The sequence below is a fragment of the Saccharothrix sp. NBAS 001 genome (genome assembly GCF_056640475.1).
In genome coordinates this window covers 8,952,042-8,964,253 of record NZ_CM153251.1, presented here as the reverse complement: position 1 = coordinate 8,964,253, position 12,212 = coordinate 8,952,042, and the positions used below count along the sequence as shown (strand labels likewise).

The window sequence follows — 12,212 nt, the reverse complement described above, 5'->3', positions numbered from 1 at the left end:
AGGCCACGTTGGGAAGGTCCCGCGCACGCACCCCAGGCCGCCGCAGCGTGCTCGCCCTGCGTTCCGGAGGAACGATGAAACCCTTGCGGCGGTTGATGATCACCCTCACGGCCGGTCTCGCGGCGATGTGCCTGACACCGGCCGCCCAGGCCGCGCCGGACCCGGTCCTGGCGTCCCCGTACCTGTACCAGTGGGGCGCGAAACCCAACCCGGTCACCGTGATGAACCAGACGGGCGTGAAGGCGTTCACGCTCGCGTTCATCCTCTCGGACGGCGGGTGCAACCCGGCCTGGGACGGCCAACGTCCCCTGACCGGCGCCGACGCCACGCTGATCCGCAACATCCGGGCGGCCGGCGGCGAGGTCATGCCGTCGTTCGGCGGCTGGTCGGGCAACAAGCTGGGCCCGCGCTGCTCGTCGGCGGCGGCGCTCGCGGCGGCCTACCAGAAGGTGATCGACGCCTACCAGCTCAAGGCGATCGACATCGACATCGAGAACACCGACGAGTTCGAGAACGCGACCGTGCAGGACCGCATCCTGGGCGCGCTGAAGATCGTGGAGCAGAAGAACCCGGCCATCCGGACCGTGGTCACCATGCCGACCAACCGGGCCGGCCTGAACTCGTGGGGCACCCGGCTGGTCACCCGGGCCAAGGAGTTGGCCGTGCCGGTCGACGTGTGGGCGGTGATGCCGTTCAACTTCGGCGGGCCCAGCGACCTCGTGGCGGGCACCAAGTCCGCTGTGGACGGGCTGAAGAACCACGTGAAGGCGACGTTCGGGCTGACCGACGACGCCGCGTACCGGCGCAGCGGGCTGTCCTCGATGAACGGGGTCACCGACACCGGCGAAACCGTGACCACCGCCCAGTTCCGCGCGATCCGCGACTGGGCGACGAGCAAGCACCTGTCCCGCTTCACGTTCTGGGCCACCAACCGGGACAAGGGCAACTGCGGCGCGTCCGGCAGCGATTGCAGCGGCACCAACCAGGGCACCTACGACTTCACCAAACTCGTCGCGGGCTACACCGGCTGAGCCGACCGCGCGTCCACCGTGGAAAACTGGTTCGGTGGATGAAGAGTTGCACGAGATGGTCCGCGAGGTCGTGCGGTCGATCCCCCGCGGCCGGGTCGCCACCTACGGCGACGTCGCCGACCTGTCCCGCGCCCCGTCGCCCCGGCTGGTCGGCCAGGTCCTGAACCAGGACGGGCACGACCTGCCGTGGCACCGGGTGCTGCGCGCCAACGGCACGTGCGCGCCGCACATCGCCGACACGCAGCACCAACTGCTGCGCGAGGAGGGCGTGGCGGTGGTCGACGGGAAGATCGACCTGCGCACGTACCGCTGGGAGGACGCGGTCAAGGAGAAGGCGGAGGAGCCGCCCGGTCTTTGGTGACCCGCTGCTCCACGCGGGCCAGCTCGGCCTCGACCTCGGGGGCGCGGGTGAGCGCGGCCGCGAGTCGCAGCTGCGGCAACGCCTCCGCGTCCCGGCGCTGCCGGCTGAGCGTGCGGCCCAGCAGCAGCCTGGTGTAGCCGTCGGCCGGGTCGAGTTCGACCAGCTCGCGCAGCACGCCCTCGGCCCGCCCGAGCGACGCCGACTGGAAGTGGGCCAGCGCCAGCTCGGTGAGCACGGTGCGGTCGCCCGGCGCCTGCGACGCGGCGTCCGCCAGGAACCGCGCGGCGCTGCTCGGGTCGCCCGCGGCGCGGAACTCCCGGCCGCGCTCCAGCAGTTCGCGGATGTCGGTCACTTCTCCATCTCCTCGTCCGCCGGGCCGACGTGCGGGACGTGCGCCCCGCCGAGTCGCCCGGCCTGGAAGTCCTCGATCGCGTCGAGGATCTCTTTGCGGGTGTTCATCACGAACGGCCCGTAGCGCGCGACGGGCTCGTTCAGCGGCAGGCCGCCGAGCACGAGCACGTCCCACTCGGTGGCCGCCCGCATCGTCAGCGCCTCGCCGCTGCCGAAGACGGCCAGTCGGCCCTCTTCGAGCGGGCGGCGCTCGTGGCCGACGAACCCCTTGCCGGACAGCACGTACACCATCGCGTTGAAGTCGGCCGGCCACGGGAAGGCCAGCCGGGCTCCGGGCGCGACGGTCGCGTGCAGGTAGGTGATCGGGGTGTGCGTCATCCCCGGTCCCCGGTGGCCCGCGAGGTCGCCGGCGATCACCCGGACCAGCGCGCCGCCGTCGTCGCCGGCGAGCAGGAGGGTGTCGTGCGCCTTGATGTCCTGGTAGCGCGGCGGGGTCCACTTCGCCGCCCTGGGCAGGTTCACCCAGAGCTGCACGCCGTGGAACAGGCCGCCCTCGGCGACCAGGTCCTGCGGCGGCAGTTCGCTGTGCAGCACGCCGCTGCCGGCCGTCATCCACTGGGTCGCGCCGTCCTTGATCAGGCCGCCGCCCCCGGTGGAGTCCTGGTGCTCGAACGCGCCGTCGATCATGTAGGTGACGGTCTCGAAGCCCCGGTGCGGGTGCCACGGCGCGCCCTTCGCCTCGCCCGGCCCGTACTCCACCGCGCCCATGTGGTCGAGCAGGAGGAACGGGTCGGCCGACGCGAGGTCGACGCCCGGGAACGGGCGGCGCACCTGGAACCCCTCGCCCTCGTAGGACTTGCGCGCCTCGACGACCTTGCGGACCGGACGCCAGTCGGTGGTGGCCTCCGGGAGTTCGGGCAGCCTCGGCAGGATCAGGGTGTCCGCGGTCACGGCGGGCATGGCCGCCTCCTTCTGTCCGCTCGGTCGTGAAGTCTCGACCGCTACAACCTGGTTGAGATCTCAACTATTCCGCGCGGGATTCCGCCGTCGCCGAGGTCGGCCACCCCGCGGTGACCGGGCGGACGCGCGGTCAGAGCAGTTCAAGCACCTTGGTGGCCGTGCGCTCCAGCCCCACCAGCGACTTCGGGCCGGACAGCGGGTGCAGGGCGTGCACCGCGAGGCGGAACAGGGTCGCCCGCAGCAGGATCTGCGGCCACTCCGCGAGGTGCGCCCACCGCTGGATCAGGCCGTGGTCCGCGCCACCCCACGAGGTCGCGTCGACCACGACGACCGCCGCGCCGTACTCGGCGGGCCGCCAGAACGCCTTGAAGTCGATCACCGCCGGTGCCGCGTCGCCCGCGAACAGCACGTTGCCGAACAGGTCGCCGTGCACCACCTGCGACTTGAGCGTCAACGGCTTGCGATAGGCGGTGAGCAGCTCGTACAGGCGACCGCCGAGCGCGGTGTCCAGGTCGGCGGCACCCTCTTCCCACGCGCACCGGTCGGCGACCGCGAACACGTCCGCGCGGGCGTCCAGGAAGCGGGGCTTGGTGAGGTTCTTGGTCGCCTCGTGCAGCTTGACGGCGACTTCCACGATCTCGTCGTGCCGGGGCTCGGCCCGGCCGGACAGGTACTTGGTGGCGGCCCACCCGCCGACGACGTACCGGCCGTCGGTCGACCGCAGGGGTCTGCCGATGCGCAGGTTGTCGACGGTGAGCGTGTCGAGGGTCTTGGCGACCCACGTCGCCTCGGCGGGGTTGCCCGCGGGCCGGATCGCCGCGTCGCCACAGCGCCACACCGGACCGGCGTCGATCAGCTCCGGCTCGGCGTCACGCGCGCCGAACGCGGCGCGCACGTGCGACGGTGGCGGCTCCGGGGATGGGGTCACGCCGGCACGCTACCCGCAGAAGGCTCATGTGTGGTGGAGGTCGTGCCGCTCGTCGCGCGGCGTGCACCCATCCGGCCCAACCGCACTATTGCGGTCTGGAGGCATCGCCAACATCACACCCGCGAGGCCGCGTCGGCCTGCCGCCCCGATCACGCTTCTCGATCGGGGCGGAAGACCGCGCGACGGGCCGGCTTCCAGGCGGCGCGATTCAGTACGTGGGCAACGACGGGTCGACTTCGCGGGCCCAGGCGAGCACGCCGCCGCCGACGTGGACGGCGTCCTTGAAGCCCGCGCGGTGCAGCGCCGCCAGGGCCTCGGCCGAGCGCGCGCCCGACTTGCAGTGCAGCACGACCTGCTTGTCCTGCGGGAGTTCGGCGAACGCCTCGCCCGACAGGATGCGGTCCTTGGGGATCAGCACCGAGCCCGGGATGCGCACGATCTCGAACTCGTGCGGCTCGCGGACGTCGACCAGCAGGAAGTCCTCGCCGCCGTCCTGCTTCTGCTTGAGCTCCAGCGGGGTGATCGTGTTGCCCGCCGCGGCCTGCTGCGCGTCGTCGGAGACCACGCCGCAGAACGCCTCGTAGTCGATCAGCTCGGTGATCTTGATGCTCTCCGGGTCCTTGCGGATCTTGATGGTCCGGTAGGACATCTCCAGGGCGTCGTAGACCATGAGCCGGCCGAGCAGCGTCTCGCCGATGCCGGTCAGCAGCTTGATCGCCTCGGTCACCATGATCGAGCCGATCGACGCGCACAGCACGCCCAGCACGCCGCCCTCGGCGCACGACGGGACCATGCCGGGCGGCGGCGGCTCGGGGTAGAGGTCGCGGTAGTTGAGGCCCTGGCCGTCCGGCGCGTCCTCCCAGAACACGCTGACCTGGCCCTCGAACCGGAAGATCGAGCCCCACACGTACGGCTTGCCCAGCAGCACGGCGGCGTCGTTGACCAGGTACCGGGTGGCGAAGTTGTCCGTGCCGTCCAGGATCAGGTCGTAGTCCCGGAAGATGTCGAGCACGTTCTCCGAGTTCAGGTGGACCTGGTGCAGGACCACCTTCACGAACGGGTTGATCTCGGCCACCGAGTCGCGCGCCGACTCCGCCTTGGGCTTGCCCACGTCGGACTGGCCGTGGATGACCTGCCGCTGGAGGTTGGACTCGTCGACGATGTCGAAGTCCACCACGCCCAGCGTGCCGACCCCGGCCGCGGCCAGGTAGAGCAGTGCCGGGGAACCCAGCCCGCCCGCGCCCACGACCAGGACCTTCGCGTTCTTCAGCCGCTTCTGCCCGTCAACCCCGACATCCGGGATGATCAGGTGCCGGCTGTACCGCGCGACTTCTTCCTTGGTCAGCTCCGCAGCGGGCTCCACGAGCGGCGGAAGCGCCATCTGATCCTCCTCGACGAAACATGTCCTCTACCGACGGACAACACCAGCCTGGCCCACCGTCTTCCCGGATGGGAAGCCGTCCCAGAGCGTGGACGGACGGGTACCGGCCCTTCCAGGATGCCGGACCGCCGCGCCGCAGGGCCTAGCGAGGTGCCACCGGGAACGCGTTGGGCGTGCAGACCTTGCCGTCCGCCGGCACGACGCCGCGGTTGGAGTAGTCCACCTCGTTGAGCTGCGCCACGTAGTCGTTGGCGACCCCGAACGACTGCTGCATCATCACCGGCGCGGCCTGCCCGTTCTCCTGGCAGCCCTCGTGGCCGTTGCCCAGCGCGTGGCCGACCTCGTGGTTGATCGCGTACGCGCGATATGTCGACAAGTCGTTGCTGTACGCCTTCGCGCCGCGCACCCACCGGGCGGCGTTGATCACCACGCGCTTGGTCGGCGGGTGCCAGCACGACGACTCGTACTGGATCTGGAAGCCGCACATGCTGTGCGTGGTCGCCGTGGTGGTGAGGCTCACGGTGAAGTCGGCCGGCTGGTTCGGCTCGACGCGCTGCATCGCGACCTCGCCGGTGCCGATCCAGCTCCGGTTGTCGGCCAGGATGCCGTCGACGGTGCGCGCGAACGCCTCGCGGTCGCCGCCGTAGTCGGCCGCGTCCACGCCGTCCTCCACCGCGATCGTGTACTTGTACAGCCGACCTTGGCCCACCTGCGGGGACGAGCCCGCGACGACCTGCCACGTGCCCGCGCCCTGCTCGGAGAACTTGGGGCCGTCGGGCAGCACCGCGGTCGGGATGTTGACCAGGTCGACCTTCGCGGGCGGCGTCTCGCTGGCCGCGGGCGGTCCGGGCGAGGTCGTCGTGGCCGGCCCGGCGGCGGAGGTCTCGCCGGCGGAGCCGATCTTGGCGGGCGTGGCCGTGTCCAGCACGACCAGCGCGGTCAGCACCAGCAGCACGGGCACCGCGTAGATCCGCCAGCCGTAGTTGGCGACGAGGCCCTTCAGCCCGTGCCGACGCTTGCGGTGCCGGTCGCCGGCCGGCTCCCAGGAGGCGGTCAGCGGCTCGGCCCCGGTGCGCCGGGAGCCCCGGCGGTACCGGTCGTCCGGAGGGGCCGGTCGGGCACCCGAGGCGGACGCCGTGTCGCGCCCGTCCTGCGATGTCCGGTTCACGGCGACCAGGGTGCCACAACCGCGCCCACCAGGCGGACTCCGGTGCCGGCGCGGCACGGGCCGCCCAGGTCACCGGGCTGAACCGATCTACCAGGCCGCACCGGACTCCCACATGCCGAGCACGGCCCGCGCCACCGAGTCCGGCCGCTCCATCTGGGCGACGTGCCCGGTGCGCGGCAGCACCAGCAGCCGGCCGCGCGGCAGCAGCCGGGCCACCCGGGGCGCCTTCCGGGCGCTGACCAGCCGGTCCTCGGTGCCCCAGACGACCAGCGACGGCGCGGTGACCCGGGGCGGCAGCAGCCACATCGACCGGGACCGGGGCACCAGCCAGGTCCGGACCAGCTCCACCGTGCTGCGGCCCAGCGCGGTGCCCGCCCACGGCTGCGCGGACCGCTCGGCGTACTCCGCCACGGACTGCTCGATCCGCACGTCCGGCACCTGCGACGGGTCGGCGAAGCACAGCCGCAGCATCTGCTGGGTCCGCTGCTCGGGCGTGACCTCGGCCAGCCGCCGGCGCACCCGCGTGCCCACGACCGGCAGGAACGCCAGCGGCAGCCGGGGGTCCGACACCCGGCGCAGGCTGGGCCGCAGGTCCGGCACGGCGGGCGAGATCAGGGTCAGCGTGCGCACCAGGTCGGGCCGGGCGGCGGCGGCGATCAGCGCGATCGCGCCGCCCATCGAGTTGCCGAACAGGTGCACCGGGCCGGCGCCGAGCTGTTCGAGGTAGCCGATGACCACCTCGGCGTGGGTGGCCATGCTGAACGTGTAGCCGGGGATCGGCTCGGAGCGGCCGAAGCCGGGCAGGTCCAGCGCGTGCCCGTCGACGTGGCCGGACAGCTGGGCGGCGAGGTCGGTCCAGTTCGTCGACGAACCGCCCAGGCCGTGCACGTAGACGGCGGTCGAGTCGGCGGGGCCGGGCGTGCGCCGGACGTGCACGGTGTGTCCGGCCACCGTCAAGTAGTCACCTGGCCACGGCGCGCTCGTTGAGTCCAGCGGAGGTAGCGGCGCGGCGGACAGGGGCACGTGGGTGAGGGCGGGTCTGCTCGCCTCCAGGGTCTCGGTCATTCCTCCAGGATGCCTGCTCGGGCGTCCTACGAAACGAGAAGCTTTCCCGAAACGCTGCTACCAGCGAGTAAGGTTGCCGACGAGCCGGCAGGGCCACCCCTTGCCGGCTTCGCGATGGACAGGTTGGCTGGAGGCACCATGACGGAGACGGCCCAGACCACGGTCGGGCACAACGGCGGCGCGGGACGAGGGGTCCGACTCCCACGCACCGCCCGGCGTGCCCAGTTGCTGGCCGCGGCGCAGGACGTGTTCGTGACCAACGGCTACCACGCCGCCGCCATGGACGAGATCGCCGAGCGCGCGGGCGTCAGCAAGCCGGTGCTGTACCAGCACTTCCCCGGCAAGCTGGAGCTGTACATGGCGCTGCTGGAGTCGCACGTGGACGAGCTGGTGAGCCGCGTGCGCGACGCGCTGGAGTCCACCACGGACAACAAGCAGCGGGTGAAGGCGACGGTCGGCGCGTTCTACGACTTCGTGGACGGCGAGGGCCAGGCGTTCCGGATGGTCTTCGAGTCCGACCTGCGCAGCGAGCCGGCCGTGGCCCACGCCGTGGAGCGGGCGACGACGGAGAGCGTGGACGCGATCACCGAGACCATCACCGCGGACACCGGCCTCGACGAGCACCGGGCCAAGCTGCTCGCGGTCGGCCTGGTGGGGTTGTCCCAGGTCACGGCCCGCGCGTGGCTGGCCGACGAGCGCCAGGTCCCCAAGGAGGACGCGGTCTCCCTGATCTCCAACCTCGCGTGGCGCGGCATCGGCGGCGGCTTCCCCCTGCAGCATTGAACTGCCGCGCCCGCGGCGCGGCGGGCTCGGCCGCCGGGAAGTCGGCAGGTCGAGCCTGATTTCCCGGCGATCGAAAGGCGTGATCGCCGGGAATGGACCTCGACCTACTGACGCGGCCTCGCGTGGCGGTCCGGTGCGCACATCACAACAACGCGGTGATGTGCGCTGCGACCTCCTGTGATCGCTCCATCGGGAGCATGTGGCCCGCCCCGGGGTAGACGACCAGTTCCGCGTGCGTGACCTCGTCGGCGATGATCCGCGCGTGCTTGGCGGGCGTGAGCCTGTCCGCGCCGCCGGCCAGGACAACGGCCGGGATGCCGCCGAACTCCTTCAGCGATTTCACCCGGTCGTGTGCGTCGAGGGACGCGCGGAAGGCCACCATGGCCACCGGGTTGCACCGGCCCACCATGACCGCCGACGACGCCACGTCCCGCCACAGCGGCTGCTTGCCGAACAGCAGCCACCGCAGGCCGGGCCTGAGCACCCGCGTGCGCTGCAACAGCTGCGGGCGGCGCAGCCGGGCGATCTGCCGGTTCGAGGCGCGTTCGCCGGCCAGGAACGCCCGGCCCCACACGCCCGGCAGGCCGAGCGTCGAGCCGGACAGCCCGCCGGACGAGGTGTTGACGAAGGCGATCCCGGCGACCCGGTCGAGCAGCGCGGGGTGCCGCTCGGCCAGCGCCATGAGCGTCATTCCGCCCATCGAGTGACCCGCGAGCACGATCCGCCCGGTGGGCACCCGCGCCGCGACCAGCTCGGCCAGGTCGTCCGCGCACCGCGCGATCGTGGCCGCGTCCGCCGCCGACGCCGCCGACCCGCCGTGGCCGCGGTGGTCGTAGCGGAGCACCCGGCCGGGCAGTGCCGGCGCCACGCGGTCCCACGACGTGTGGTCCAGCGTCCAGCCGTGCACCAGCACGGTGGTCACCCCCGCGTCGCGCGGGCCGGTGTCCACGACGTGCAGCGCGGTCCCGTCCGAGGTCACGAACCGGTGGTCCGGTTCCCAGGGCGCGCTCATCCGAGCAGGAACGACCGGCGCCATGCCCGCATCCCCGGCTTCCCGACCAGGCCCTGCTCGTCGAGGAACTTCATGATCCGCTCGCCGGACCACCGGATCGTCTCGTGCCAGTGCGGGTTGCCCAGCGCGGCCTTGTGCGCCTCGTCCCGGTCCAGGCCGACCGCCGCGTACACCTCGGGGTTGATGATCGACCGGGTGATGAACATCGACGTGGTCGCGATCAGCCAGCGCTGGTAGGGCAGTTCCTTCCGGGTGATGGTCGCCATGCCGCGCACGACCTCCTCGCGGGCGAACCGGACGTGCCGCGCCTCCTCCAGCACGTGGATCCGGTTGACCATGCGGACCAGCGGCTGGACGGACTCGTCGGCCATGGTCTCGCGCTGCATCCGGTCCAGGATCTCCTCGGCGACCAGGATCGAGCCGTACAGCGCCGGGCCGTAGCCGATCACCGGGAGCAGTTTGCCCAGGTGGTAGACGTGCTTGCGGGGTCCGTAGGGCGGGCAGCCGATGCGCTCGACCATCCGCGCGAACATCGTGGAGTGCCGGCACTCGTCGGCGACCTCGGTCAGCGCGTACTGCGCGTGCTTGGTCGTCGGGTCGGACCGGTAGACCTCCTTGAGCAGCATCTGCATCAGCAGGATCTCGAACCAGAGGCCGACGCTGGCCACGCTCGCGACCTCGTGCCGGGACAGGTCGATCCGCTGCTCGGGCGTCATCCGGTCCCACAGCGCGGTGCCGTAGAGCGAGCACCGGTGCTCCGGGGTGTACCGCAGGCCCTCGACCAGCGGCGCGGACCAGTCGATGTCCACTTCCGGGTCGTAGAACTTGTCAGCCGAGGAGTTGAGCAGCCGCTCGGCGGTCTTCTCGCGATCGGCGACCTTCAAGGTCCTCGTCATCGGGTCCCTCCCCGGTTGGGTATTCCTGGCGAGTGGGTTTATCTGTGACTTGAGGTAACAGTTACTTCTGGTAGCGTGCGTCACATGGCTCGAACTGTCAAGGGCGGAACGGACGCGCGCCGGGAGCGCTGGAAGGGGCACCGGGAGGCGCGTCGGGCGGAGTTCGTCGAAGCGACGATCCGCGCCGTGGCCGCGCACGGCCCCGAGGTCGGGATGGACGAGATCGCCGCCGAGGCGGGCGTGAGCAAACCCGTGCTGTACCGGCACTTCACCGACAAGTCCGACCTGTACCTGGCGGTCGGGCAGCGCGGCACCGAGATGCTGATGGACAAGATGGTCCCGGCGATCACCCACGACGGCCCGATCCGGGCCCGGATCCGCGGCATCGTCGACGCCTACCTGTCGGTCATCGAGGAGAACCCGAACCTGTACCGGTTCGTGGTGCGCAAGTCGTTCACCGACCGGCCGGTCGAGCAGGACGTGGTCCAGGAGGACAAGCAGCTCATCGCCGCCGCGCTGGCCCGCCTGCTGGGCGACTACCTGCGCGCGTTCGACATGGACTCCGGCGGGGCCGAGCCGTGGGCGCACGCCCTGGTCGGCATGGTGCAGAACGCCGGCGACTGGTGGCTGGACCGCCAGTCGATGACCCGGGCGAGCCTGAGCGACTACCTGGCCACCATCATCTGGCACGCCATCGACGGCCTGCTCCGCTCGGCGGGCGTCGCGCTCGACCCGGACGCGCCGCTGGCCACCGATTTCACCGAGGAGCCCGCGCGGCTGCGGCTCGTCAACGGCGAGGAGGTCTGATGTCCGAGGAGCACGACCACGACGAGGACGGCTACACCGGCGCGGCGGTGCTGGTGTTCGACCAGCGCGAGGTGGCCGTGGACGTCGAGCTGCGCGGCTACTTCCAGCCGATCGACGGGCGCTACCACTGGTACGGCCGCGTCGCGGCGAACGACCAGGTCACCGAGCTGGTGGAGGCCGGCGCCCGGACCGCGCTGCTGCGCACCCCGGACGGCTCGGCGACCGGCGCGCTGACCGACCCCGACCCGTGGCGGCGCTACCGGGTCGCCGGGACCAGCACGCCGCCGTTCGTGATCCCGCCCGCGCCGGAGCCGGCCGCCGAGATCTGAGGCCGACGACGTAGGGCCCGAGCACGACGAAGGGGCGTCCCGCGAGCGGGGCGCCCCTTCGTCAGCTCTGCCGATCCCTCGACGGGACCCGAGGTCCTTACGCCGTGAAGCCGACCTTGCGCGAGTCGCTCGGACCGATCTCCACGTACGCGATGCGGTTCGCGGGCACCACGTAGCGGGCGCCCTTCTGGTCGACCAGCGTCAGGTGGCCGCTACCCGCCCTCAGCGCGTCCGCGACCTGCGATTCGACCTCATCGGGGGACAGAGAACTCGACACCACGAGTTCACGCGGACTGTCCGCGACGCCGACCCTGACCTCCACGCTGACCTCCGTACACGCGTTGACCACCCGACTCGGCGGTCAGACAACTGTCGAAATCAACCCTAGCCGAGCCCGAGCGCCGTCATGCGCCGCGTGTGGCTCTGCTGGAGCCGCCGGAACAGCGCGGCGATGCCGGCGAGGTCGCCGGAACCGCGCACGATCAGCTCGGCGAGCGGGTCGCGCTCCGCCACCACGTACTGGGCCTGCGTCAACGCCTCGCCGAGCAGCCGGCGGCCCCACAGCGTGAGCCGGTCCTTGATCTTCGGGTCCGCGGCGCAGGCCGCCCGGACTTCGCGCTCGGCGAACGCCGAGTGGCCCGTGTCGGCCAGCACGGCGAGCACCAGCTCCTTGGTCGGCTCGTCGAGCCACTGCGCGACCTCGCGGTAGAAATCGGCCGCCAGGCCGTCCCCGACGTACGCCTTGACCAGCGATTCGTGCCACGACTTCGGCGCGGTCGAGGTGTGGAAGGCGTCGAAGCCCGCCACGAACGGGGTCATGGCGTCCTCCAGCACGTGACCGCGGTCGGCCAGGTACCGCTCGATCAGCGTGAAGTGGCCGATCTCCGCCGCCGCCATCGCGGACAGGTCCGCGCGGCCGGCCAGCGTCGGCGAGGTCCGCGCGTCCTCCGCCATCCGGTCGAACGCCGACAGCTCGCCGTAGGCCAGTGCGCCGAGCAGGTCGACCACACCTTCGGCCACCTGGCCGGACACCACCGCTGCGTCACCCATGGCCGGGAGCCTAGTCGGGTGGTGTTGGCGACACCCCAGGCACGCGACTCCGCAGCGACCACGGGCGTTCCACCCCGAACGGCCTAGTCG

The 12,212-nt window shown here is 71.7% G+C and carries 15 protein-coding genes; 5 read left to right on the top strand and 10 right to left on the bottom strand.

The annotated features are described in order from the left end of the window. Positions 1 to 74: 74 nt before the first annotated feature. Together AC0HI0_RS40185 and AC0HI0_RS40180 are read left to right on the top strand one after the other, a co-directional pair. On the top strand, positions 75 to 1,031 hold the full coding sequence (locus AC0HI0_RS40185; RefSeq protein ID WP_480928697.1) for a chitinase: 957 nt from the start codon (positions 75 to 77) through the stop codon (positions 1,029 to 1,031). Between the two features lie 34 nt (positions 1,032 to 1,065). Beyond that, positions 1,066 to 1,392, top strand: a complete 327-nt coding sequence (locus AC0HI0_RS40180) for an MGMT family protein (RefSeq protein WP_480928696.1) — start codon at positions 1,066 to 1,068, stop codon at positions 1,390 to 1,392. Here AC0HI0_RS40180 and AC0HI0_RS40175 read toward each other — a convergent pair. The 6 genes from AC0HI0_RS40175 to AC0HI0_RS40150 all read right to left on the bottom strand — a co-directional run bounded on the left by AC0HI0_RS40175 (position 1,355) and on the right by AC0HI0_RS40150 (position 7,245). Then, positions 1,355 to 1,744, bottom strand: coding sequence for a tetratricopeptide repeat protein (locus AC0HI0_RS40175; RefSeq protein ID WP_480928695.1), 390 nt, complete (start codon positions 1,742 to 1,744; stop codon positions 1,355 to 1,357). The two genes, AC0HI0_RS40180 and AC0HI0_RS40175, sit on opposite strands and share 38 nt — an antisense overlap. Next, a complete protein-coding gene (locus AC0HI0_RS40170; RefSeq protein WP_480928694.1) occupies positions 1,741 to 2,703 on the bottom strand; it encodes a pirin family protein in 963 nt (320 codons plus the stop codon). The genes AC0HI0_RS40175 and AC0HI0_RS40170 overlap by 4 nt, the downstream gene beginning before the upstream one ends. Before the next feature lie 130 nt (positions 2,704 to 2,833). Further along, positions 2,834 to 3,631, bottom strand: coding sequence for a TIGR02569 family protein (locus tag AC0HI0_RS40165; protein ID WP_480928693.1), 798 nt, complete (start codon positions 3,629 to 3,631; stop codon positions 2,834 to 2,836). A 208-nt stretch (positions 3,632 to 3,839) separates the two neighbouring features. Beyond that, positions 3,840 to 5,012: an adenylyltransferase/sulfurtransferase MoeZ gene (moeZ, locus tag AC0HI0_RS40160; protein WP_480928692.1), complete on the bottom strand. Its 1,173-nt coding sequence runs from the start codon at positions 5,010 to 5,012 to the stop codon at positions 3,840 to 3,842. A 142-nt stretch (positions 5,013 to 5,154) separates the two neighbouring features. After that, the gene (locus AC0HI0_RS40155) at positions 5,155 to 6,180 is read right to left on the bottom strand and encodes a DUF3152 domain-containing protein (protein ID WP_480928691.1); all 1,026 of its coding nucleotides are present in this window, start codon (positions 6,178 to 6,180) and stop codon (positions 5,155 to 5,157) included. Between the two features lie 87 nt (positions 6,181 to 6,267). Next, on the bottom strand, positions 6,268 to 7,245 hold the full coding sequence (locus AC0HI0_RS40150) for an alpha/beta fold hydrolase (RefSeq protein ID WP_480928690.1): 978 nt from the start codon (positions 7,243 to 7,245) through the stop codon (positions 6,268 to 6,270). Positions 7,246 to 7,383: 138 nt separating this feature from the next. Between AC0HI0_RS40150 and AC0HI0_RS40145 the strand changes: the two genes are divergently transcribed. After that, entirely contained in the window at positions 7,384 to 8,028 is a 645-nt protein-coding gene (locus AC0HI0_RS40145; protein ID WP_480928689.1) for a TetR/AcrR family transcriptional regulator, read from the top strand. Positions 8,029 to 8,170: 142 nt separating this feature from the next. Here the strand turns inward: AC0HI0_RS40145 and AC0HI0_RS40140 are convergent, their stop codons facing one another. Both AC0HI0_RS40140 and AC0HI0_RS40135 read right to left on the bottom strand, forming a co-directional pair. Continuing rightward, entirely contained in the window at positions 8,171 to 9,040 is an 870-nt protein-coding gene (locus tag AC0HI0_RS40140; RefSeq protein WP_480928688.1) for an alpha/beta fold hydrolase, read from the bottom strand. Next, positions 9,037 to 9,936 carry an AurF N-oxygenase family protein gene (locus AC0HI0_RS40135; protein ID WP_480928687.1) on the bottom strand — a complete coding sequence of 300 codons (900 nt, stop codon included), beginning with the start codon at positions 9,934 to 9,936 and terminating at the stop codon, positions 9,037 to 9,039. Before AC0HI0_RS40135 ends, AC0HI0_RS40140 begins: the two co-directional genes overlap by 4 nt. Positions 9,937 to 10,020: 84 nt before the next feature. On the opposite strand from AC0HI0_RS40135, the gene AC0HI0_RS40130 reads away from it, so the two are divergent. Then, positions 10,021 to 10,743: a TetR/AcrR family transcriptional regulator gene (locus tag AC0HI0_RS40130; RefSeq protein ID WP_480928686.1), complete on the top strand. Its 723-nt coding sequence runs from the start codon at positions 10,021 to 10,023 to the stop codon at positions 10,741 to 10,743. Continuing rightward, the gene (locus AC0HI0_RS40125; RefSeq protein WP_480928685.1) at positions 10,743 to 11,072 is read left to right on the top strand and encodes a DUF4873 domain-containing protein; all 330 of its coding nucleotides are present in this window, start codon (positions 10,743 to 10,745) and stop codon (positions 11,070 to 11,072) included. The genes AC0HI0_RS40130 and AC0HI0_RS40125 overlap by 1 nt, the downstream gene beginning before the upstream one ends. A gap of 97 nt (positions 11,073 to 11,169) precedes the next feature. Here AC0HI0_RS40125 and AC0HI0_RS40120 read toward each other — a convergent pair whose 3' ends face one another. Together AC0HI0_RS40120 and AC0HI0_RS40115 are read right to left on the bottom strand one after the other, a co-directional pair. Further along, positions 11,170 to 11,394 (bottom strand): DUF3107 domain-containing protein, encoded by a 225-nt coding sequence (locus tag AC0HI0_RS40120; RefSeq protein WP_480928684.1) that lies wholly within the window; start codon positions 11,392 to 11,394, stop codon positions 11,170 to 11,172. Between the two features lie 62 nt (positions 11,395 to 11,456). After that, positions 11,457 to 12,122, bottom strand: coding sequence for a ferritin-like fold-containing protein (locus AC0HI0_RS40115; RefSeq protein WP_480928683.1), 666 nt, complete (start codon positions 12,120 to 12,122; stop codon positions 11,457 to 11,459). Positions 12,123 to 12,212: the final 90 nt, after the last annotated feature.